Genomic DNA, 25,043 nt, shown 5'->3' with positions numbered 1-25,043 from the left:
TCAGCAGTGTCAGCAGTGTCAGCAGTGTCAGCAGTGTCAGCAGTGTCAGCAGTGTCAGCAGTGTCAGCAGTGTCAGCAGTGTTTTTCTTTTTCCTTACAGGGTCAATATCTGTAATGCATGCGACTTTTTTATAAATTGTATTTTGTTTATTACTATCAAATAAATGTAGGAAATGTTTGAAGTATCTTCCACCAACATTAACTACAGCAACATGATGATCTTCTAAAGATTTATCAAGATATTCAGCAAAAATAGACATTAGTAATTGCTCAGCAATACCTTCTACAAACAAAATTTTCTGTGCAAACAAAATGTCTGATTTCGTAGCATCTAAAAACCTTTGTACATATCTCTTACTTTTTCCATCAATAGGAAAAATCTTATCTGGATAACTAACCTTTGTTTCATCAGCGTCTTTGTACAGACAAATAATTTCTGAAAGTGAAACCGCAGATGTAATATGGGTAGAATGTGAAGTTACGAAAATTTGTCGTACTTTTCCTTCTTTTTTATTCTTCTTTAAAAATTGTAGGAACTTATATTGCATTGCTGGATGGAGATGGGCTTCAGGCTCTTCAATAACTAACGCTGAAAATACTTTTGCATTATCACCCATATACTTTCCGTCAGAATTTACTTGCATTTTTGCAAGCAATAAAGATATGAAAATCAGATTATTATAACCTAAACCATTATGAGTTGCTGGTATTTTAATTCCTGTTTCATATTCAATAATTAATCTTAGAAAAGAAAACATTTCTATATCTGAAATATTCCCTTCAAAATTAGGTTTAGCCTTATTAAATGAAGCTCCTGTCCCATCTGCATAAGATAATATTTGTTCTTTCCCTAATTCCATACGCTTTTGAATAGAATTAATTACTGGTTCTATGTCTGATAAAAAGTTATTTTTTCGTGTTTTAATTTCTGTAATTTTATTTTCTTCAGATTTTATGGAATCACTTTTAATGTCATAGTCCATGAAGAAATCAAATACATTTTTTAATAATGTATTTTTCCCTGTTAGCATATCCCTTTCTACATCTCGGATCGCATCTAAGAATTGAAAATCAAATTTGCTGAGTGATTCCCCATCTGCTATAGCACGATTAGCAATCTCGCCACCGTAAATTTTATAAGAATAAAGTCGTATAAATTCATTTTTTATTGTTTTCCATGCCGTATTTCGACAATTTTCCTGAGTTCCATCAATTTCTGACATAGCAGAGATATATTTAGGCACTTCTTTTTCTGGAAGAAAAAATTCATAAGTCAATTTAGCCTCAAAATCAGATTCTAGCTTAGTCAGCCAATTTGCAACCATAGCTAAATCATCGGGTAATGAATCACATCCTTTTTTTAAAGTGACTTGAATACTTATCTTAGGGGGGGATGTCTTTAACTCTGAAAATGGAACATTTTTATTAAAATCATCAACATCTAATCTTTTATTTTTATCAGGATTTACTACTAGAGAAAGGGCAGTTAATAAATTGGTTTTGCCAGCATTATTGTGACCAATTATTACATTTACACCTTCATTAAAGTTTATTTCTTGATGCTTAAAATTACGAAAATTCTCTATTTTGATAGCTGATATGAACATTCATCCCTCACATATAAATTTATTATTAAATTCTACTCTAAAAATATTTTAGAATATAAAACAGCACTATGAAGTGCTGTTTTATTTAATATCTAGAAATTAGCTTATTAAAATTTGGTTAATCTGCTCTTCCAAACTACGTCCAACGTCATCTTGCTTTTTAGCCATCAAGAATATTCGTTTGCCATTACTATCTTTAGCCCATTGCTTACCAATAGCATTCTTTACACGAGCATCATCAGCAGTATCTAAATGCCCACCTTTGTACTCTAAGACAAAAATAGAACCATCAACCAATTCAGCTACAAAGTCAGGGTAAAAATAGTCTTTTTCAGTTGGTAGCCAAAAAGAATATTGAGGTTGCTTAGGAATATTTCTCACCCAATATTTTACTTTAGGATGTAAGTCTAATAACTGAGCACATTGGAACTCTTCAGAAATATTACCACCGTCTGTTTTTTCTTTTAAATCATCAATTTGGGCATAGAAATGTTTCTTAAACTTGAAACTACCACGATAAGGCTTCTTAACTGGATACATGCCACGCTTAAATTCAAAACTATTTTCAAGTTTTGGCTCATTAGCAACATGTAACTGACTAAATAAATCACCCTGAAAAGCCTTTTTACGAGCAAGCTCGAATAAGCGGTCTAATTCATTTGAAACAGCAAGTGATAATTGGAACTGAGCACGATGTAACTGAGTTAAAGTAAAATTTCTTACATTCAGCAAATAACTGATTAGCTTTGTTAAATAAGCTCGTAATTGGATTTGTGTCAAACCTTGACGTTTTACTTTGCGATCGAGCCAGTTTAGTAAATCATTTTCAGTGATAAGTGTTGGCATGTCAGAAAATTGAATTTGTTGCCTACCTAATTGTCCATACTTTAATTCTTGATCTTCTATATTTAGATCAATTTCAAAACTGTTTACAGTTTCTCTTATATTAAAGCCTTCGAGCTGTACAGGGAAATCAAGAAGATTCCATTCCACAGAGTCTTCAATTGTCTCTTTATCAGCTACTTGCCACTCACCATCTACAAACAAACCTAATTGCGGAATTAATGCAAATGTAGCATTCCAGTTCTCTGGTGCTTGATGAGCTTGTCGTTCAGCACGAGCATCATCAAAGGCTTCTTTGACTTGTACTTTTTGCTTCGGAGTTGCTTGATCAATAATAGCCTGTTCAATTTGGTCAAATTCTTCGTCAGTTGTACCTTTATTGATAACTAAAGATGTACCTTGACTGTTATCTAGTTTCTGAACTGAAGGTTGTAACTCAGTAGGAATAGTATCTGCCTTTACCTCAAAAGGTACAGAAATAATGACTTCAGGAGCATTAGGTTTGATTCCACCACTACCTGTTTGACCTAGATCTAATTCAGGTTGAGGATTCACAACAATAGCTGTATCAGCTTCCCATTTATTAAAGCCCATATTTTGTACCATACGGTCTTTCAGTAGCATGGTCGCTTGAGCTATCGAACTAGAAATAACATGAGCATAGGCTTTGTTGAGTTCATCGTTTTGGCGTAATTTTGCGTAAGGCATACGCAAAACACGTCCTAATAGCTGCTCGACATCAGTAGCTGAGTTAATGTTTTGCAAACTTGCCAATACATATGCAAAAGAACAATCCCAGCCCTCTTTCAAAGCTTCTACCGTGATGACAATCTTCACTTTACTCGTAGGGCTAAACAGATTTTCATCTTCAAGCTCTTTGGTTTGCCCTGTAGAGATCGCTATCCATTCTTCAGTGATCTCTTCTCCGTATTCACTCAATAAGTGTTGCTTGACAGTATCAACATTTGCTTCACCATTTTTATCTTGAGCTTGGATCAATAAAATAGGGCGAATATATTCTTTTTCTTTTTGTGCAATTAACTCTAATTTTTTACGCTGAATAAGTGCATCACGAATACAGTCCTGCCAACTATGAGGATGTTCAGTAAGTACAACTGGAAGCTTAATCATCTCAGCGACTTTGAGTTCAGCAGCAGATACTGAATAAAGCACATTATTATCTTTTGGTGTTGCTGTTAGCTCGACCAAACAACTTGGATTTAACCGCTTAAGTGTAGGGAAGAAAGTCTTACCGCCACGGTTTTTGTGCGCCTCATCGACAATGATAATAGGTCGGTGCAGATTAAAGAAATTCACCAACGAATGCTTTACACGCCCTATATCTTTTTCGGTCAAGAATGGCTGATATTGCAATGTATCTGCCGTAACTCTATCCATATTTTGAGTCTGGAAATCTGTCAGACCAGTGAAATGCTCACTTAAAGATTCATCAAAAGCGTAGGCATTGCGTTGGAATGTTTTTTCTTTGTCGATATTAAAAATCTGAATGGTAGTCACAATCACAATACAAGACTGATTAACATCATGTTTATTTAATGTTTGTAGACTTTCAATATCACAAATTTTTAATTTATCACCATAATAACCTTGCAAAGCTTGTCTATAAGGGTGTGTTACATCTGCCAAAGCTGTAAGTGTTTGCTGACGAATCATATCTGTTGGAACAAGCCACAAAACAATAGGCGTATCTGTATTTGCATAATTTCGAGCAGCGATAGGAATACTATGTGATGCTAGTAAGGTTTTACCACCGCCTGTGGGAACACGCAGACATACGCTTGGAATACCATCTAAGCGGTCGTTATATTGAATATTTTCGCTCACACACTGCTTAAAAGCTCTTTCAGCCCCAAATGATGCAGCCAAAGTAAAAAATTGCTCCAAAGCTTGTAAAGACTGATTTTGATAATTTTTTAATTGAAGTGACATGAGTAATCCTTACTTAGCCTTATTGCCATAAAGTGAATATGGAATTTGTTTAAACTCGATATTCAATGCTTCCAATCGAGCAGGACTTAAACGAGAGGCTTCGCCAATCACGATTCGTTTACCGTCGTGGGCATGACATTCATTCAAATGATTCAATACAGATGATGTAAGGACATTCCCACCATTTGGTCGTCGATCACCTAAAATACCGTTATAAAGCAAGTAGTAGGCTGTGCCTTCATGAATACCTAAGAATGGATTATCAAAGTTTTCAGTTTGGTTTAAGGCAAATTTTGTTTCTAACCACCAAACATAACTAGCGAGATCTTTAAACTTCACATCAGCATTTAAGAAACCATTATCATCAAAAACAGAACCACCTAAAGTATAGAAGCTAAAACCGCCACCACCTTGCCAGTTCACAGTAGAAGAGATACCACCTTGTTCGCCTTCAATCACTTTTTCAAGCCGTGGAATCACATGGGTATTTGCATGTTCACCCATTTCAATACCGATATAACGTCTTCCCATTTTATGAGCAACAGCAGCTGTTGTGCCTGAACCTAAAAAAGAGTCTAAGACCATATCATTTGTATTAGTGGCAATTTTTAAAATTTGTGTAATTAGTCTTTCAGGTTTAGGAGTGCTAAAAGCTTCACTACCAAAAAAGACTTTTTGTTCCTTACGTGATTCATCATTATGACCGACCTCATCAAAAGTCCACCATGATGTTGGAAGAATCCCATCTTGAACTTCGGATAAATATCGCTTTAATTGAGGAGCACCGTCACCTTTTTTCCCCCAGTAGATCCTATTATCATTAATCAGCTTGAGCATATTATCTGAACTAGTTAACCAACATCTCCCTGCACTAGGTAAATACTCTTTGCCAGTGTTAGGGTTCGTTATAGGATATAGATAAGCTTGGGAAAGAGTTTTCACAGTTAAATTATCTGTACGCCATCTACCTCGACCATCATTATCATCATATTTATAAAGTTGATTTTGCTTCTCGGTACGTGGTAGTAAATTTCTCAGAAATTTATCTGATTTTCTATAAACTAAAATATGATCATGTGAATCAGGAATACCTTTTGAATCATTTGCAACAGTATATTTTTTTTGCCAAACAATATTCCGTACAAAATTTTTACGACTAAATACTTCATCACATAACACTTTTAAATAATGTGATTCGTTATCATCTAACGTAATCCAAATAGAACCGTCTTCTGCCAGAAGGTCTTTAAGCAGTTGCAAGCGTGGGTACATCATAGAAAGCCACTGAGCATGTTCTAATTTATCGTCATAGTGCTCAAAAGCTGATTGGGTGTTATAGGGTGGATCAATAAAAATACATTTTACCTGTCCACCATAAAGTGGGAGCAATGCTTTCAATGCCTGTAAATTGTCACCTTGGATAATCAGGTTTTCTTTTGCCTGTTTAACATCACCATATGATTTTTCGAATTTTAAGAGGTGATATGGAACTCGAGTTGCTGTTTCTTCAGCTTGGTTTCGATTCACCCAATCTAATAACGGCATAAAAATATTGAATGGTAATCCTCCCTAAAAATAATTGAGTTTAAAAGTAGAAAATCGAATAACCTTGATTTAAGGAGATTTTCTATGAAAACATCTAAGTATTCAGACAGCTTGATCATGAGTATCTTGAAGCAAGCTGAAGCAGGAACACCCATACCGAACTTGTGCCGCGAACATGGTATGAGCTCTGCTACATTCTACAAGTGGAAGTCCAAATATGGCGGCATGGATCTTTCAATGATGACGCGGCTTAAAGAACTTGAGGCTGAAAATGCCCGTTTAAAACGCATGTATGCTGATGAGCGGCTAAAGTCAGACATCTTGCAAGATGCACTTTTAAAAAAGTTTTAAGGCCTGTTCAGCGAAAGTCACTTGCTCAGCAAGCTACTGAGCAATTTAAGATTTCAATCAGCATGGCCTGCTTAATTTTTAAAGTCAGTCAAACGTGTTATCGCTATAAAGCTCGTTTAGATGAAGAGAATCAACAGATTGCCGAATGGTTGATTCAATTAACCAATGATCATAAAACATGGGGCTTCAAGCTTTGTTTCCTGTATTTGCGTAATGTTAAAAAATACAAATGGAACCACAAACGTGTCTATCGCATTTATAAGGAGCTTGAGCTTAATTTAAGAATCAAGCCTAATAAGCGGATTAAACGAGAACAGCCTGAAACCCTTGCAGTACCGACAGCTAAGAATGAATCATGGTCAATGGACTTTATGTATGATCAACTCAGTGATGGACGTAGTTATCGAGTTCACAACGTGATTGATGACTATAATCGCGAGTCATTGGATATATTGATTGACTTTTCGTTGCCAGCAGAACGTGTGCTGAGAGGACTTGATCAGCTCATTGAATGGCGAGGTAAACCTAAACGCATTAGAACCGACAATGGCCCAGAGTATATAAGTGAGCTGATGGAAAAGTGGTGTGATCAGCATGGTATTGAGCATGTATTTACTCAACCAGGCAATCCACAGCAAAATGCATATGTTGAGCGATTTAATCGTACAGTACGTTATGAGTGTCTAAATCAATATTTATTTCGAGATCTGAGCGAGGTGCAGGACTATACAACTGACTGGCAGTACTTTTATAATCATGAACGACCTCATATGTCAGTAAATGGTTGTCCACCTATTTTTAAACAATAACAAGGCTTTAGATTTTCTACCCATTAATTCAATTAAAAATGGGGGTATTACCGAATCAATAAAAAGTTGAGTCAATCTTATCAAAAGTCACCGTTTAAATCTTGATTAGCAACGTCTATTGTTCAAAATTAAAGATCTGGTTTGATGGTTACTTTTTCACTATTCAACCACTTGTGAATTAATTCATCACCACTAAAAGTAGTCCAAGATAGTCCCTCGTTTATTATACTTTTACTGACAAAATACTCTAAGGAGGTATAACTCCAATTTGGTCCAATACCGCGTATATGAGAAGGAATTTTATTATTTAACTTACAATATTCTAGATATGATGTGATCCTTGCAATAAACATTTTATTTACAAAATAATGATCTCGATCCTTGTGTTCTCTATGTTCTAAGCTATACAAACTAGAAGCTACTTTATCCGCTTGAAAATTTAACAAACTATTCACAACCAAGAGGTTATACTTTTCAACTAATTCAACAAGCACACAATCCAACTCGATAGATTTTTCAATTGGAATTGGTCTAAATTTTTGTATATTTGAAATCAATTGATATGCATCTATAATTTTTTGCTCAAGAATAAACTCTCTTATTTCTTTAACATCTAAGTAATCTAGCTCGTAGGAATCGAATTGATTTCTTAAATCTTCTAACATTTCATTAAAACTGTCATAATTTAGATCGAAATTTAAGAAAGTATTTTCTTCTAAAAAAAGGTATCGATATTTTTGAAATTTATTTTTTAATTCCAAATCTATCAAATGAGGTTTCTTAACAAATAACACATTATTTTTATTAAGAATTTCTATAACGTCCTCACATTTTTTAGTGTTAAAAATTACTTTTTTTCTATATAGTGATTTAATTAAAAAATTTTTATCAGCCCTTTCAGTGATAAACATATCTTGCCAAATTTCTTTATTTAATTTTCCAAATTCATTTACTTGGCATTTAAGAGCAATAAGATACAAATATATTTTTTCAAGATATGTTAAATTTAATTCACCATTTATAAATAAAAAAAAATATTTTGATTGAATTATATTTTCAATACTATTAATTACACTTTTTGCCAATTCATTTACTGGAATATTCCCATCCTTTATATATTTTTCCTTTGAACTAGAGGGTTTTGCAGTTTTTTTTATTAAAGAGGTCGTATCTTTTTTGCAATTTAATTTTGAACTAAACCCTAGAATACTCGTACAATCTCTACAATAAAGTTCTGAATTAAAACCTTTCGCTATTGCGTCATCTAATTCTTTACGTGTTCTGGCAGTAACCTGCTGATCACAGTTTAAACATCTCATTCGCTCGTCAGTAATGATGACAAAACTATGTCTAGCTATATATTTTTCAAAAGCGTCAATATCTGAGAAGCGAGCCCTTTTTACAATCCATTGAATAGCATTTTTATATCTAGTAGTTTTCTCTTCAGTTTCCCAATATTTTTCAATATTTTGCCGCATGTAATCAGATAAATCGGCAGAAATTTCTAATTTTATGTTCTTTCTTGTCATATTTACACCTTTTTTATTGAAATATAGTATATTGGTAAAAGTACATATACTACCAATAAGAATTTGAATTATTTATATAAAATAAATAATAGTATATAAAGTAAGGTTATTTACAAAGATCCGCATTTTCTGAACGATCGCCCAAACTCGCAGCCCAGTTCACTTTCTTGGTCACTTCAGGGCGCTCTTCATGCCAAAGATATTGCAATTCTGCGACTAACTTGTCATGTCCAGTACGTGTGATAAGGTTCGATTTCATAGCATCTAAAACTGATAAAAATGTAGAGTTAATTACAATATTTAATATTTTATGCTCATTTTCCCCACAAAAACAATTTATAAAAATTTTTTCTTTTTTAAAATGAGCGAATTAAATTACAAATGAATAAAACTTTTAGAACAAAATTTGACAATTTAAAATTTGGACTTTATTATGCTCCCATGTTTTATTTTGTTCACTTTTTGATCTTTTATGATCATCCCAAGTTTAAATCTCTCAACCCCACACGTCATTTTTGAATGACCTTCATGACTGCCCACCCTAATTGAATTTAGAAACTTGAAAAAGCATTGGGTTTTTTTGTGCTTTTTTTAGGGCTATAAATTGCTTGTAGCGGAGACAACATGCACAGTAGTTCATCCACTGGGACGAGGCTTTGCCTTAAATCCGTCCTTCAATCCACACCTTTTAAAATTTCTGTTTTAGCCACTGCTTTAATCATCCCATTTCACAGTATTAACGCATCTAAAACAAACCAGTATTCTCACGTAATCGATCACAACAAGCTCACCGTTGTATCAGTGAAAAATACTTCAACCGTATTTTCCAATAACCAGTTTAAGCATGGTTTTGGATATGACTTGGTACGTAACTATGCCCAGTCTTTAAATGTAAAATTGGAATTTAAAACCGTTCCTGACAATGCAACTGCACTGAAAATGGTCGCGCAAGGTAAGGCTAACTTTGCAATGACTACAGCGTCTATGCAGCAAGTAGAGTCACGTCATTTATCGTATTTTTCAGCGACATGTGGTGATTTTACTGCATTGAAAAAAAATGGTTTAAATACTGAGCTGAATTGGGTATTTAAAAATGCTGATGATCCTTTAGCAGCGACAGCAAATGGTTATATCTGCCAAAGTAAGCAAAACGGCACGATTAACCAGTTAGCGTCTTTTTACAATCGTAATGCGGTTAAAGCGACTGAATGGGACAATATCCAACGTGATTTGACCAAGCGTATGCCGATTTACAAAGCGAGTTTCAAGCAAAATGCGCAGCGCTATGATTTAGATTGGCACATGCTAGCAGCGATTGGCTATCAAGAGTCTTATCTAAAACCCGAATCCATTTCTCCCACTGGTGTTCGCGGTTTGATGATGTTGACCAACCAAACAGCGAAAGCCATGGGTGTAAGCAACCGTAGCGATCCTGTACAGAGTATCCAAGGTGGTGCAAAGTATTATGATTTGATGCTGAGCAAATACCAAAATATCCCATACCCTGATCGTAACTGGTTTGCCCTAGTTGCCTACAATATGGGTCCAAATGCCGTGGATAACATCCAGAAACGCATTAAAAGCCAAGGTAAAAATCCAAATCAATGGATTAACCTCTACGACTACTTGGACCGTAACAAAGCCAACAATGGCCGATACAAGCAAGCAGTACAATATGTCACACGTATCCGTGCATATTTAGAGCATATCAAGACTACGCCAAATTTGGTTGATATTTAATTTAATCAATTAAATGAAAATGCGATTAAATAAAAATGCGATTAAATGAAAATGAGATAGGTTAAAACTTAAGCCTCAGTTTTATACGAGGCTTGGGGTAAACGACGATCTCATTTTTATCTACGCTGTTTTTATAGGCATAAAAAAAGCTTAACGATGATCGTTAAGCTTTTTTTGTATGAAGTCGCATTGGCATTTTTTTAAGTGAAACTCATGATTCACTCAGATCATTTGCAATGGCGAACTCATCATATCCTGATCAAAAATCTTAAGCAGTTTGCTCAAGTACTTTTTTAAATAAATCTTTTTGCTCTTGGCTTGGTTTAGCAGTTTGCAATGCCATCAACTGAGACATATCGCCTTGAACTTTGATTTTACCTGTCATAAATGCCTGCATAGCAGCAGCCATATCAAATTCTAAGAATACTTTACGTAAAGTTTCAGCATCCATATTTAAAGTGGTTTTTGCATTTGTAGATAAACCTTTTACGATTTTGCCACCATCTAATGATAACTCAGTATCACCATCAGCACCTGAAACAACTAAATTAATTGCTAAATTTGCCAGTGCTGGTGGAAGATTTAAATCACCCGCCTCAGCAGTTAATTTTTCGACTGTAGTAAACCAATCATCAGTTAAAAATGCAGGCATGATTATTCCTCAATGTATTTATTCGTTTATTGTGTTACCTATCCAGATAACATCATGGTGAAGCATTTTGCTTGCACATTGTTATAGCATGTTATTTTGTTTTTTGGATAAAGTTTTTTGTACTTAGAGTTCAATTTTTATTTATTCGCACTATTTTCTGTTAAAAAACAGGCACTCAAAATATTTTAAGTGCCTGTTAATTTTTTTTGACAAACTTTTGAGCAGATTTTATAGACTCAATCTTTTGGCAAAAAGTATCAGTAAATTGACATTATTCAGCAGCAAAACTTAAGTTCACTACATCCAAACGCTTCTTCATTTCTTCGCTATCACATTTCATATCGAACTCGCGTTCATCATCCAATTTTTCAAAATCGAACAAGTCACGGTCAGCCAGTTGCGATGGCGATACATTTTGTAGTGCACCAAAAATGCTGTGTAGACGTTTTGGATATTGCTTATCCCAATCACGTAACATGTCATTTAAAATTGCACGTTGTAAATTTTCCTGAGAACCACATAAATTACATGGAATAATCGGAAATTTACGCATTTCAGCATATTTGATTATGTCTTTTTCTTCCACATAAGCCAATGGACGAATCAAGATATTCTTTTTATCCGAAGACAAAAGTTTTGGTGGCATTGCTTTTAAGCTACCGCCATGGAACAAGTTCAAAAAGAAAGTTGCCAAAATATCGTCACGATGATGACCAAGTGCGACTTTAGTTGCACCAATCTCTTGAGCAAAGCCATACAAAGAGCCACGACGTAGACGTGAACATACTGCGCAGTATGTTTTGCCTTCTGGGGTCAAACGCTTGGTGATGCTGTATGTGTCTTTTTCCAAGATATAATATGGAATATTGTTTTCTTCCATATAACGTGGCAAAACATCTTCAGGGAAACCCGGCTGTTTTTGGTCAAGGTTAACTGCAACCACATCGAAGTTGATCGGTGCAATCCGTTTAAATTGCAACAAAATATCAAGTAAGGTGTAACTGTCTTTACCGCCAGATACACAGACCATGACCTTATCGCCTTCTTCAATCATTTTAAAATCACGAATAGCATGACCGACTTGGCGACGAAGTTTTTTCAGCAAACGATAATAAGCCGAACTGGTTGGCAATTCTGGTTTGAAATTAAATCCTTTATCGGACTCAACTGGTGAGAACATAGACGAGATTTACCCTTAAAAAATAACCGAACAATTTTAGCTGATTCCCCGCACAATCGCACCAAAAAAATTTGCAAATATTTATTGGTTATTTTTTATACTTTTTCATATAACTTTCACATAAGCAAAAATAGACGCCAGAGTTTACTTTTTACTCAAACTGCTTATCTTTTGGACTTTTCCACAGTTTTCCACAAAAGCTGTGGATAAAATTGTGGATTGATTGGTGCTTGACACACGTATTCAACCTAAAACTGTGGCTTCTGTTTAATTTGATCATTTTTTGATCAATTATTATTTCACTTAATATTCAGTACCTTACATATGTCAATAGACAGCTTTTAAAAAAAAATTAATTTTTTTTTTGATTAGTTATCCATCAAATTGACTTGATTTTTTTTACATAGATTGCTACAACTAGAATCATTGGATACAGCGTGTTTTTTTACCTGTATTTCCTTTTTTTGCATTAAATATTTATAGAATATATTCATTACAATGAAACATTATTATTTAAAATACGGCCATTTTTCTGCGACATGTACAGTATTATTTTTACTGTCTTCGGCATGTGCTGCTGGTCAGATGTTCATTTATAAAGATAGAAATGGCGATGTGCTGTTAACCAATAAAAAAAGCCATGACAGTTCCCTGACCAAAGTTAAAGTGACTTATTATCCAGAAAGTAATATCCATGCCTATAAAAACTGGGGCAATTCTGAATCTGCTGTACTACCAAGTTATAGCAATAATAAAAACGCGTTTGATTCGATTATCAAACAAGCTGCTACGCAACACGGTATTTCCGAAGGTTTAATTAAAGCCGTTATGCACACCGAGTCTGGTTTCAATACCAATGCCCGCTCTCCTGTTGGTGCTCAAGGTCTAATGCAACTTATGCCAGCTACAGCCAGACGTTTTAATGTGTCTAATGCTTATGATCCTGCACAAAACATTTACGGCGGTGCTCAATATTTAAGTTGGTTGCTTAAACGTTTTAATGGCAATACCGCTTTAGCACTTGCAGCTTACAATGCTGGTGAAGGCAATGTACAAAAATATGGTGGCATTCCTCCTTTTAGAGAAACACAAGACTATGTAAAAAGAGTGACGAGTCGTTACAATAATTTGTACTCAAATGGCATCGGACTGAATATCAATGCCAATAACTATGCTTCTTCACAAAAAACTAATTATTCAAATGCTTCAAGCAATGCAGCTCAAACGCCTTCCAATCAAAATACAAACCAATATTCGCAACAACGCTACATTATTTCAGCTGATGACCGTGCATCGATGAGTTCAGGTTCTTTTTCTACAGCGAATGCAACTGCGACTGCGCACATCAACATTAATTAAACTTAATTGTTCAAAATCTTAAAATGATAATTCTATGCAATATGTAGCTTTATATTGCAATATTTAATTTTGTTTTCTTATTTGAAGAAATTATTCACATTGTTTTATCATTTTTAATTTAATATTTTTCATATATTTAATCCTTTTTTTCGCAATTTTTTCAGCTTATTTTAATTTTTTAAGTTTTCTTTAAGAAATCTTAGAATTTTTTTATGTAGCTCTTGAAATTTGACTGATGACACTTCATATTAATTCCCAAGATTTATCGATGTTAAATCTAACATTTATTATTTATAAGAGGATTTCTCAATGATGCGGATTGGTTTGTTTTTGCTAACCAACCTCGCGGTACTAGTTGTAGCAGGTATCATTCTTTCGGTACTTGGTGTAGGTAGTTATCACGGTGCTGGCGGTCTAAACTTAGGCAACTTGCTCGTAATCTGTTTTGTATTCGGTATGGTGGGATCGTTGATTTCACTTTTTATGTCAAAATGGATGGCTCTAAAAACAACTGGTACTGAGCTAATTGATCCGAATGCTCCACGTAACCAAGCTGAAGTTTGGTTGTTGCAAACAGTTGCAGATCTTTCCCAACGTTCTGGTATTAAAATGCCTGACGTAGGTATTTTCCCTTCATATCAATCCAATGCCTTTGCCACTGGTTGGAATAAAAATGATGCCCTTGTTTCGGTATCAACTGGGCTTTTGGAACGTATGAACAAAGATGAATTGCGTGCAGTTTTGGCGCATGAAATTGGACACGTTGCCAATGGTGATATGGTCACCTTATCGCTAATTCAAGGTGTTGTGAACGCCTTTGTAATGTTCTTTGCACGTGTTGTAGGTGACTTCATTGACCGTAATGTATTTGGTCGTGAAGATGGTGAAGCGCCAGGACTTGCTTATTTTGCGATTACTATCGTATTGGATATCGTGTTTGGTATCTTGGCTTCAGCCATCGTGATGTGGTTCTCACGCCATCGTGAATATCGTGCCGATGAAGCGGGTGCGCGTTTAGCGGGTAAAGATGCCATGATTGCTGCTTTGCTTCGTTTACAACAAGAATCTGAAATGCCAGATCAAATGCCAAAAGAAATGAAAGCGTTCGCGATTGCGGAAGGTAAAGAACAAGGTTTTAGCTTGGCTGCTTTGTTCCAAACTCACCCCTCAATCGAACAACGTGTTGCAGCTTTACAGCAATTAAATCTTCGATAAAAGCGTATTTTCAAACTTAAATAGAAGCCAGCATCATTGCTGGCTTTTGTTATTTTATGTTTTTGTAAATAAAAAAATACAGATTTGATTACTTTTCAACCATTCAAATAAAAATATAAATTTCAATGATTTATATGATTTTTCTAGTTGAATATTATTTAAACTAAAATAAGTGAATATATCAATAAATTTAAATAGTTATAAGTCATATAAAATTATGGAATGATTTGTTTTTCAATTTTCGCTATAAGTATAATTGTTTATTTTATTTAAATAATAAAGCAGCTCCGTGCTACAAAACACAACAGTTTAAAACTTCCTATTTTGCTTATATCTCTTGCGCTGGAAGCCTATAAAACTTAAAAAATGGAGCAAAAATATTGAAATTATCGCAAAGCCAATTATTTAACCAACCTAAACCCTTCTATATTATTTTCATTGTCGAGTTCTGGGAAAGGTTCGGATACTACGGTGTACAGAGTATTTTGGCTGTATATATGGTGAAAATGCTGGGCTTGTCTGAACGCTCTACAATTACTCTCATGGCTGCTTTTATGGCTTTGGTGTATGGATTGATCTGTATCGGAGGCTGGCTGGGTGATCATATCCTCGGCAATAAAAGACTGATTGCAATCGGTACAGTTGTTTTATCTGCTGGTTATGCCTTGATGGCATTCAGTTCTAATCTTGAAATGTTATATATCGCGATGGCGACGATTGCGGTGGGTAATGGTCTGTTTAAATCCAATACAACTGCTACGCTTGCCTATCTATATGATAAAACGGATTCACGCTTAGAAGCAGCTTATATGCTGTTCTATATGGCTGTGAATATTGGTTCCTTTGTCACGATGCTCATCACACCTTTGGTTGCAACTCACTTTGGCTGGAGTATTGCTTTTGCACTGAGTTCAGTTGGCTTAGTCATCGCGCTCTTGAACTATCTGATTTTTCAAAAATGGTTTAAAGATTATGGTTCAGCACCTGACTTAAAACCGATCAACAAAAAAAATCTACTGCTCAGTATCATCGGGATCTTTGTAGTGATTTATCTTACCTCGCTGATCTTGCAACATCTTAGCATTGCACATATTACACTTGCGTTAATCGGTGTAGTCGTAATTGCAAGTTATTTCTGGATTACATTTAAACAAGACCAAGCAAATCGTAAAAAAATGCTTTTAGCTTTTATTTTAATGATTCAAGCTATTGTATTTTATACGCTTTATAGCCAAACATTTACTTCTCTCAACTTTTTTGCCATTCACCATGTCGAAAAAGAAATTTTTGGTTTTACCGTACAAGGCGAACAGTACCAATCTCTCAATCCTTTCTGGATCATGATTTTAAGTCCAATTTTAGCGGAAAGACTAACCAAACTTGGACATCGTTTTCCCATGACCTATAAGTTTACTGTCGGTATGTTTCTCGCTTCATTTGCCTATTTTCTGCTCCCGCTGGGGATTCTGTTCGCCAATAGCCACTATTTGATTAGTGTCTGGTGGTTGGTAGCTTCTTATGCACTGCAGTGCGTTGGCGAGTTAATGATTGCCAGTCTAGGTCCAGCCATGATCGCTCAACTGGTCCCTGAGAAATATTCGGGCTTTGCAATGGGATGTTGGCTACTAACTGTGGCATGTGGAAGTATTATCGCTGGATTTGTGGCAAATCTGGCAACTGCACCCGACGGCGCGAAGTTGAGTCCAGTTCAGAGTTTGGCTGCCTATCAACATGTATTTATGCAAATCGGTATCGTGACGCTCATCATTGCAACGATCATGCTTATTTTTGCATCTCGTTTAAATAAAATGCGCGAACCAGATTTCGGTACAACACAACAAAATCTTGAAAATAATATATAGGGACCATTGTTGATATTTCATCAGTAAATTGCGTCACAAGCAATTTGAAATATCAACTGCCCCAATAAATCATAGGATATTCACTTGAAAAACAACCTGAAATATTGGGTTGGGGGACTTGCTTTGTCTGCAATTCTTCCTAGCCTTAGCCATGCTGAAATTGATGTCATTTCCAAAGGCCAATTTTCAAATAGCTTACTCTCCCCCTTAAGTTTCCAATTTGGTGGTCAAATCCGACCAGAATGGGTCAACAACATGGGCGATGAACCCAGCTATATGAGAAATGGTCATGATGGACTAAGCCGTTTACGTTTTACTTCAAAATATGCCTTATCAGATCAAACCAATTTCATTGGTTATTATGAACTTGGGATTAATGTTCCGAAGATTTTAGATCTGGATGGTCATTATAAAGAAAATGCGCATCGCACTACTCGACGGCTTGCTTATGTCGGCTTTGAAGATGAAAAATATGGAACACTGACCTATGGTCAGCAATATGGAATGTATTACAGTGTCATCGGTCTAAAAAGTGATGTTTGGGACAATGATGGTCATGCTGGTGCAACTGGAATAGGCATTAATGGCTTGTATGATGGCGCAAACCGTGCCAAGAACAGCCTCATGTATACCAATACTTTTGGTCCTTATAAGCTCTATCTCAATTATCTCTTTCCAGAAAAAAGCATTGATGGTGGAGCCGAGCAATTTTACAAACGCCAATCAGGTGAAGGGATCGGGCTAGATTATAGTTTAAATAAAACCACAACTTTGAGCGTGGCTTATAGCCATACCAAAGCAAAAATGTTTGATTTGCATGAAAATAGTCAAAACTATGACCAAAATATTGTAGGTTCTGCGATTACCCTAACGCCATCACAGTGGTATTTGGTGGCAACAGCCAGTTACTACAACGATTTTGTACCTGCAACTGAAAATCAAAATATTAAACATTATTTCGCTGGAGATGGTTATGGGCTAGAAGCATTTGCAGGATATACATTTAAATTTGATAAAGTTTTTCTCAAGTCCGTTCAACCCTTTGTTGCTGCGGATCGCTTAAAACTCAAAAGCAACAATGATTTTCATGCCGATCATCAATATGTGGGGCTATCTACAAATTTCGGTCATGGCATCAAAGTAATCGCGGAACATACTTTTGCGTCAACTACGGATAATGCTGAAAAAGATTCGACTTGGTTAACTTTTTTTCTCAGTTTTTAATGTGTTGTCACGCTAGAATATTTTTAGCGTGACATTACAAACGGATACATGGCATAGCTTTCGCAGTGAAATTGAAAGAATAGAGTTCTTTTATAAATTAATAATGATCAAATATTTGGATGAAAAGAATCATACAGTCACATTTACCTTGAGTCATTTATTTTACTTTGCGTAGACTATCTTTCTTACTTTGTTTTCGGACAAATGAGAAATATATTTCGCAAGAAAACCATTGTCGAACAAATGGGCATACATCCCTGTAGCCCTTGTTCAACGGACGGCATCCTGCCTTAATTGCAAATTTTATTAGGTTTTGAGGCACAATGATGGGAGTATAAATTTGAGCAAAAAATAACTTACGCAAGAACTCCAATATCTATAAATCATATTCCTTATGGAATATCAAAAGCCCCTAAATTAGATCTTTAAATAAAAGAACATATTTACCAAAAGGTTTGTTTAGGATTGCATCCAATTCAACAAATGACTTAGTTCCTAGTTCTTTTTCAGCCTCAAATCGATCATAGACTATGTGATGAGGAGACTCTCCTAATCGAAGTATTGTACCTGATGTATTCTCTACAACCTCAAATGGTATATTTTTATTTTTTAGATCAAAAAAATCTGAGTATTTTTTATTAAAATATGTTAACCAAAAAATACCTGGCAACTCTTCTTCATAATTGACGGGAAATCCATTATTTTTCTTTTTAACTTTAATATTAATCGTATCATCACAAACAGCATAAAATGGTTTAATCACACTTATGCTTTCTTTAAAAAATAAATACACTTTCTCTACGTTTTCTTTTTGTTTAATAAATTCCTCATGAAAGCTAATATAAACCATATCAAAACCATTACCTACAGTTGACTTCGCTTTATTTAATTCTAGCAATACAAATAAATCATATTTTTTTGACTTCGCAAATAAAATATTTAGAGTATCTTCTTCGCCTCCAAAAATACCAATATAATCTACGACTTCATCTAAATTTTTTACTTTATTTCGCATCGGGTCATTTTTATCAATATGACTAATTTTTAGATCAAATATATTCTCTAAATTTGTAAAAAAAGCTTTCCACATTTCTCGTTTATCAAATAAAGATTCTAATGAAAATAAACTAACTTGCAAATCATTCATCGTATGTCTGTCCTTATCTTTGACTCTTTTGTAATTCACGCATTAGATTTATAAGGCTTACATGTTTTATTTATATTCTCAATTTATCATTTACTCAGACTTACTCGATTAAGTCAGGGTGCCATTCTAAATCATATGCGTCAGCAATTTTCTTAGGATCGTCTAACCCGATAGCACATAAACTCTCTATATCGTCTTCTCCGTCCTTTTTATAAATCCAAAAATCTTCAGTCATTGCCAAACCTTCTATTCTATCGGGTATATCTATGATCCAGTGCACTTCAAAAAACAATTCATCCCCCCAACCTTCTCCCCATAATATTCTGTATGTTTTGATGATTTAATATTAAGATGAGGATTATTCGTATTTAAAACCCATTTTAAAACCAGATCACGATATTCTTTGTCTAATAGATATGTTAAACCTATCAATTTATTAGAACTTACTAACAATGATGGTTGCGATACCCAAAAACAATATCCAAAAATAAAATTTGATTTTTTATTTTCCACATCAAAAATATCAAGTTGATTGGTTACACTATAAATTTTATTTCCATTAAAAATTAATGAAACATCAGTATTATTTTGCTTTTTCTTTTCTAAATTCTTTAACATAATTATACGACGCTTTATCACCTAGTTGACCTGACACAGGACCTCTTCCTTCTAAAAATCTTTACCTAGCCCAGTTTAAAAATGTGTTGTCACGCTAGAATATTTTAGCGTGACATTTCAAATTGTTGGAACCAATGCCAAAGCGTAGTAAAACCGAACCAAAGCGCAATCCCAATTAAAACCAACAAAATCGCACCCAATAAATCGGGTATGTGCAGCCAAAACCATGCTATGACTGGATTACGCCAAAATGCAGAACTTTGCTGCTTTTTTTCCAAACTTTCATGTAAAAATGGATGTATGACATGGCTTTCACTATCAATCTGATATTCTTCACGAATATGTTCATGTACCACATCAAGCGCCTTGCGACTTGGTCGAATAAATATATCAAAAACAGTACCCAAGACAGGAATACATCCCACCACACCATCAATCACCGCCAGTTTTAGCACCCCATTGAGTTTGGCCTGAGGCACACCTATTTGTTTGGCTTTATATACCGCATAACAGGTCAACACAAAACCCGCCACATCCCCTGCTATAGGAATGGTACTCAACGCAGCATCTGCTCCCATGCCTTGTTTGGTAAATGGGATACGGACCACTGAATCCATGATATTGGCGTATTTTGCTAGATCACGTTCAAGACGAATCACTTCATTTTTTGATAATTTTTTTTCTTGGTTCATCTCATTCTCATACCTAATCAAGGTTTAAAAAATATCAACTTATTATAACTAAAGTGATAATAATTGTGATGCAATATACAAATACACCAAAACACCCGTCGCATCACAAATCGAAGTCACTAATGGCGCAGAAGCACTTGCAGGATCGAGTTTAAGCAAATTCAATATAAATGGCAGACTCGTCCCAATCAGACAGCCCAGCAAAACAATGCCCATCATGCTGAGTGCCAAAACCAAAGCAACCATTTCTCCACCACGGTAAAACCCTAAAATAGAAACAGCAGCAGCCATCGTTAATCCCAAAGTCAGTGCAACTAAGGTTTCTTTGAGCATCAGAAAAACCCAATCTTTGGCAACAACATCTCCTGTTGCCAGCGCACGTACCATGAGCGTAGCTGACTGCGCGCCTGCATTTCCACCACTACCGACCAGTAGTGGCAAAAAGAATACCAGTACGATATTTTTTGAAATAATCCCTTCAAAATGTGCGATCCCGATCCCCGATAGCAAACTACCAAAAACCAAAACCACCAACCAAAACACCCTTTTTTTATAAAGCTGAAAAATAGGCGCTGTTTTGATGCTCAACTTTGATGAAGCGTTCACCGCACTTGATTTTAAGAAATCTTCGGTTGCCTCATCACGAGCCACATCCATCGCATCATCATAGGTCACGATACCGACCATCGTGCCCTGCTCGTCGATGATTGGTAATGCTAACAAATCATATCGAGAAATGATTTTTGCCACCTGATCATTGTCCGTATCGGTCGTAACAAAAATAATATCTGTTGTCATCAAATCACGGATCAAAGTATCTTCTGACGCTAAAATTAACTGTTTTAATGACACGACACCCAACAATTTTCGTGCTTGATCGACTACATAAGCCACATAAATCGTCTCTGTATCAGGCGCTTCAAAACGTAGCATCTGTATCGCTTCAGCAACATTGAGCTCAGCCGTCAACATGGCATACTCAGAGCTCATAATAGCCCCAGCAGTGCCCTCCGCATGCTGTGCAAGTTGGCGAATGTCTTCTCTTTCAGCTTGTGCCAAAGCAGGCCATAAGGCATTTTGCTGTTCTAGATCTAATTGTTTAAAAACATCGGCACGTTTATCAGATGACATTTCACCTATAATTTCTGCCAAATCAGCTCTAGACAATCCATTGCCGATTTTCACTTGTACTTCAGGTGCAAGATATGAAAATACATAAGCACGTTGCGGTAAATTGATCAACAACAACTGTGCGGAATCGAGTGGTAACTGAGATAAAATATCTGCTAAATCAACCGCTTTAAAAGTTTTCACTGAGTCCAATGCCAACTGAATATTTTGATTTTGCAGCGCATCATTCAATAGATAGAGAAAATTATTTTGCTTCATTATTTTTATTCTCCCAAGATGATTCATCGAAAAATTGCACACATTATCTTGTGAATATTCAATCACTTCAGTGTAGTTTTAGTATTTATGATGTTTTGGGGAATATTTTAATTAAATATTGATAAAATAAATCATACACTGTTGTTTTTTATCATTTTAATTATTAAAACTGTGCATCTCACCACTTATCCAACGTTCATACTGGATAAATGATGAGACACCATATTAAATTTATGCTTTTGATTTACGTTTAAAAACACTTCGGATAAAGACATACATAAATGGAATGAAGATCAGAACTAAAATGGTCCCAAAAATCACACCACCCAATACGCTCACACCGATCTCATGACGGCTGACTGAACCTGCACCAAAGGCAAAGACCAAAGGCAAGACACCTGCACCAAAGGCAATAGATGTCATTAAAATAGGACGTAAGCGCAATCCCGCACCTTCAAGTGCAGCGGCGATAGCAGTTTTACCTTTTTCCTGCGCCATAGCAGCAAATTCCACGATTAAAATGGCATTTTTACATGACAAACCAATCGTGGTCAGCAAAGCAATCTGGAAATAAATATCATTGGGTAAGCCTAATATTTTGGCAAAAATGATATTCCCACCAATACCTAAGGGAATTGCCGCCATCACAGCGGTCGGAATCGACCAACTTTCATAGAGTGCTGCCAAGCATAAAAATACAAAACCAATCGAAACCAAATACAAAATCAACGCTTGGCTACTGGATTGTTTTTCCTCATAAGACAAACCTGTCCATTGCAAATCTGTACCCGGCATCTGATCAACCATCTGATTTAAATCCTGCATGGCTTGACCAGAACTTGAACTAGCAGACACGTTGGCTTGTAGCTGTAAAGCACCATAACCCATATAGCGTTTTAAAATATCTGGACCACCGCTCCAATTGACCGATGAGAAAGCACTGAAAGGAACCATTTGATTGGCATCATTTCGTACTGACCAGTCTTGTAGATTTTCTGGCGTTGCCCGGTAGTCGATATCAGATTGCATAATAACTTTTTTGATTCGACCACGATCAATGAAGTCATTGATATAGGTACTGCCCCATGCGGATGAAAGTGTGCTATTTACATCATCAATTTTCAGTCCATTGGCAATCACTTGCTTAGAATCAATTTTGACATTGAGATTGGATTTGCTATCTGTAGACTGCTTTTCAAGCTGACTAAAACTGGTAAATTGTTTCGTTTGGTCTTGCATGACTTTAAATGTATCTTGCAAAGCTTGCTGACCTTGACCATTGAGATCTCGAATCCAAAAATCCAAACCATCGGTAGAACCAAGACCACTCACCGAAGCAGGCAATGTAATATTTATTTTGGCATTTGGATCATCTTTAAAATATTGCATAGCACGTTTTTGAATCGCGTCTGCCGAATCATGCTTTGCACTACGATCCGCCCAAGGCTTCAAGGCAATAAACCCTTGTCCTAGATTTTGCCCACTTCCTGAGAAGTTTCGTCCATAACGAATCAATGCAATATCTACATTTTGTTTTTCATTTTCCAGAAAATACTGACGGATTTTTTCGCCTGTTTCCTGTGCTTTCCACATTGGCGCACCTTCAGCCACAGAAAATTGCACACTCAACATGCCCTGATCTTCTTTGGGAATAAAACTGCTTGGTAAGCCTTTATATAGCAACGCAAATAATGTGATTAGAGCAAAGAAACAGACCCAAATTGTGGTTTTATTGGCGATGGTTTTTTCTGAAAAACCGAGATAGAACTTTTTAATGCCTTCAATTTTCTGATTGAACCAAGTTGCCCATTTGGCTTGATGATGATTTGGCTTTAAAATCAGTGCACACAAAGCAGGTGTCAATACCAGTGCAACGAATAACGATAATGCCATCGCTGCCACAAGACTGATCGAAAATTGGCGATAGATCACCCCAGTAGAACCACCAAAAAATGCCATCGGAATAAAAACCGAAGTCAAAACCAAAGTGATCCCGATCAATGCACCACTGATTTCTTGCATGGATTCAATGGATGCTTCTTTGGCTGACATTTTTTGTTCTTGCATCAAACGTTCGACATTTTCAACCACGACAATTGCATCATCAACCAATAAACCGATCGCCAGAACCAGTGCAAACAAGGTCAAAGTATTGATACTCAAGCCCATGACATAAAGCACACCAAAAGTACCCAAGATCACAATCGGTACAGTAATCGCAGGGATCAAGGTTGCTCGCCAACTTTGCAAGAATATAAACATCACGATGATGACCAGCAAAATTGCTTCAAACAGCGTTTTGACGACCTCTTTAATCGACTCTTGCACAAAAGGTGTATTGTCGCGCGGATAATCGATTTTATAGCCCGCAGGAAGCTGCGTAGAAAGCTGATTAAGCTTATCTTTAATCAGTTTCGATGTCTGAATTGCATTTGCACCAGAACTCAATGAAATCGCTAAACCTGCTGCTGCATGACCATTGATAGTGGTTAAAAATTGATAATTTTCAGCACCTAACTCGACACGAGCAACATCTTTAAGATAAACAAATGCACCTGCTTTATCACCTTTTACGATGATATTTTCAAAATCAGCGACTGTTTTTAGTTTTGAACCCGCAGTCACTTTGGCATTTAAATATTGTTGATTATTGGTGGGTAGATCACCGATCCCACCAGCTGCCACTTGGTTGTTTTGTGCTTCAACGGCTTGGGTAATGTCGCTTGGCATCAAATTGTACTGACGCAATTTGAAAGGATCGAGCCAAATTCGCATCGCATATTGTGAGCCGAAAGTATCTAACTCTCCAACACCTTCAAGGCGACCCAACTCATCTTGGATATGCGTTGCCAAATAATCCGCCAAAGCAAACCCACTACTCTTATTGGATTCGTCATACAAACCAATCACCATAAAAGTATCGCCGAGTGATTTGGTAACGCTGACCCCTTGACGCTGTACCTCATCAGGTAGCCTTTTCAAAACAGAATTGATGCTGTTTTGTACTTGCACCTGTGCCGTATCAGGATTTGTACCATTTTCAAAGCTAATACTGATTCGACTTCGTCCCGTCGAATCACTACTCGAACTAAAATACAGTAAATGGTCAATTCCCTGAATTTGTTGTTCTAAAATCTGGGTAACACTTTGCTCAACTGTTTGTGCATCTGCACCGCTATAGTTGGCGGAAATGGAAATTTTGGGTGGTGCAATATCTGGATAACGTTCAACAGGCAAGTTTAATAATGCAAAAATACCAAAAGCCATAATAACAATGGCAATTACACCTGCAAAAATTGGACGTTGAATAAAAAATTTTGACAACATTTGT

17 protein-coding genes and 2 pseudogenes are annotated in these 25,043 nt (G+C 35.9%); 6 read left to right on the top strand and 13 right to left on the bottom strand.

What is annotated here, in order from left to right; genetic code table 11:
* The 3 genes from F960_RS22965 to F960_RS10015 all read right to left on the bottom strand — a co-directional run.
* On the bottom strand, nt 1–1,607 hold a 1,607-nt coding region (locus F960_RS22965), incomplete at its 3' end, for an ATP-dependent nuclease (protein WP_004863520.1).
* Between the two features lie 99 nt (nt 1,608–1,706).
* Nucleotides 1,707–4,400 carry a DEAD/DEAH box helicase gene (locus F960_RS10020; RefSeq protein WP_004863517.1) on the bottom strand — a complete coding sequence of 898 codons (2,694 nt, stop codon included), beginning with the start codon at nt 4,398–4,400 and terminating at the stop codon, nt 1,707–1,709.
* A 9-nt stretch (nt 4,401–4,409) separates the two neighbouring features.
* On the bottom strand, nt 4,410–5,945 hold the full coding sequence (locus tag F960_RS10015) for a site-specific DNA-methyltransferase (RefSeq protein ID WP_004863514.1): 1,536 nt from the start codon (nt 5,943–5,945) through the stop codon (nt 4,410–4,412).
* Between the two features lie 84 nt (nt 5,946–6,029).
* Between F960_RS10015 and F960_RS10005 the strand changes: the two genes are divergently transcribed.
* Nucleotides 6,030–7,105 (top strand): IS3-like element ISAba20 family transposase gene (locus tag F960_RS10005; RefSeq protein ID WP_085945815.1). Its coding sequence is split into 2 segments (ribosomal slippage): nt 6,030–6,282 and nt 6,282–7,105, totalling 1,077 coding nucleotides; the frame shifts between segments, so codons are not numbered across the junction.
* Nucleotides 7,106–7,233: 128 nt separating this feature from the next.
* Here F960_RS10005 and F960_RS10000 read toward each other — a convergent pair.
* Together F960_RS10000 and F960_RS21815 are read right to left on the bottom strand one after the other, a co-directional pair.
* Nucleotides 7,234–8,634: a hypothetical protein gene (locus F960_RS10000; protein ID WP_004863509.1), complete on the bottom strand. Its 1,401-nt coding sequence runs from the start codon at nt 8,632–8,634 to the stop codon at nt 7,234–7,236.
* A gap of 118 nt (nt 8,635–8,752) precedes the next feature.
* A pseudogene (locus F960_RS21815) lies at nt 8,753–8,893 on the bottom strand (transcription elongation factor GreB); the annotation flags it as partial.
* A gap of 365 nt (nt 8,894–9,258) precedes the next feature.
* Here F960_RS21815 and F960_RS09995 point away from each other — a divergent pair.
* Nucleotides 9,259–10,374 carry an MltF family protein gene (locus F960_RS09995; protein WP_004863504.1) on the top strand — a complete coding sequence of 372 codons (1,116 nt, stop codon included), beginning with the start codon at nt 9,259–9,261 and terminating at the stop codon, nt 10,372–10,374.
* Nucleotides 10,375–10,642: 268 nt separating this feature from the next.
* On the opposite strand, the gene F960_RS09990 is transcribed toward F960_RS09995, so the two are convergent.
* Together F960_RS09990 and ttcA are read right to left on the bottom strand one after the other, a co-directional pair.
* On the bottom strand, nt 10,643–11,026 hold the full coding sequence (locus F960_RS09990; RefSeq protein WP_004863502.1) for an SCP2 sterol-binding domain-containing protein: 384 nt from the start codon (nt 11,024–11,026) through the stop codon (nt 10,643–10,645).
* A 271-nt stretch (nt 11,027–11,297) separates the two neighbouring features.
* A complete protein-coding gene (ttcA, locus tag F960_RS09985; protein WP_004863500.1) occupies nt 11,298–12,206 on the bottom strand; it encodes a tRNA 2-thiocytidine(32) synthetase TtcA in 909 nt (302 codons plus the stop codon).
* A 498-nt stretch (nt 12,207–12,704) separates the two neighbouring features.
* Here ttcA and F960_RS09980 point away from each other — a divergent pair.
* The 4 genes and pseudogenes from F960_RS09980 to F960_RS09965 all read left to right on the top strand — a co-directional run.
* Nucleotides 12,705–13,359, top strand: a pseudogene (locus F960_RS09980) (lytic transglycosylase domain-containing protein); the annotation flags it as partial.
* A gap of 515 nt (nt 13,360–13,874) precedes the next feature.
* A complete protein-coding gene (gene htpX, locus F960_RS09975) occupies nt 13,875–14,780 on the top strand; it encodes a protease HtpX (protein WP_004863498.1) in 906 nt (301 codons plus the stop codon).
* 380 nt (nt 14,781–15,160) lie between these two features.
* Entirely contained in the window at nt 15,161–16,642 is a 1,482-nt protein-coding gene (locus F960_RS09970) for an oligopeptide:H+ symporter (RefSeq protein ID WP_004863496.1), read from the top strand.
* Nucleotides 16,643–16,726: 84 nt separating this feature from the next.
* Nucleotides 16,727–17,866, top strand: coding sequence for a porin (locus F960_RS09965; RefSeq protein ID WP_004863488.1), 1,140 nt, complete (start codon nt 16,727–16,729; stop codon nt 17,864–17,866).
* A 412-nt stretch (nt 17,867–18,278) separates the two neighbouring features.
* Here the strand turns inward: F960_RS09965 and F960_RS09960 are convergent, their stop codons facing one another.
* The 6 genes from F960_RS09960 to F960_RS09935 form a co-directional block, all read right to left on the bottom strand.
* Nucleotides 18,279–19,013, bottom strand: a complete 735-nt coding sequence (locus tag F960_RS09960; protein WP_004863484.1) for a hypothetical protein — start codon at nt 19,011–19,013, stop codon at nt 18,279–18,281.
* Between the two features lie 100 nt (nt 19,014–19,113).
* Entirely contained in the window at nt 19,114–19,248 is a 135-nt protein-coding gene (locus tag F960_RS23115) for a hypothetical protein (RefSeq protein ID WP_004863482.1), read from the bottom strand.
* A 29-nt stretch (nt 19,249–19,277) separates the two neighbouring features.
* Complete coding sequence (locus F960_RS09950) at nt 19,278–19,652, bottom strand: hypothetical protein (RefSeq protein ID WP_004863480.1); 375 nt, start codon at nt 19,650–19,652, stop codon at nt 19,278–19,280.
* 83 nt (nt 19,653–19,735) lie between these two features.
* Nucleotides 19,736–20,323, bottom strand: a complete 588-nt coding sequence (locus F960_RS09945) for a DUF4112 domain-containing protein (protein ID WP_004863478.1) — start codon at nt 20,321–20,323, stop codon at nt 19,736–19,738.
* 48 nt (nt 20,324–20,371) lie between these two features.
* Nucleotides 20,372–21,712: a magnesium transporter gene (mgtE, locus tag F960_RS09940; RefSeq protein ID WP_004863474.1), complete on the bottom strand. Its 1,341-nt coding sequence runs from the start codon at nt 21,710–21,712 to the stop codon at nt 20,372–20,374.
* A 231-nt stretch (nt 21,713–21,943) separates the two neighbouring features.
* Entirely contained in the window at nt 21,944–25,039 is a 3,096-nt protein-coding gene (locus tag F960_RS09935) for a multidrug efflux RND transporter permease subunit (protein ID WP_004863472.1), read from the bottom strand.
* Between the last annotated feature and the right edge of the window lie 4 nt (nt 25,040–25,043).

This window comes from Acinetobacter gerneri DSM 14967 = CIP 107464 = MTCC 9824 (genome assembly GCF_000368565.1).
In the GTDB taxonomy this organism is placed as follows: Bacteria; Pseudomonadota; Gammaproteobacteria; order Pseudomonadales; family Moraxellaceae; genus Acinetobacter; species Acinetobacter gerneri.
The sequence above is the reverse complement of the archived record's forward strand: the minus strand, read 5'-3'. Positions and strand labels throughout refer to the sequence as shown.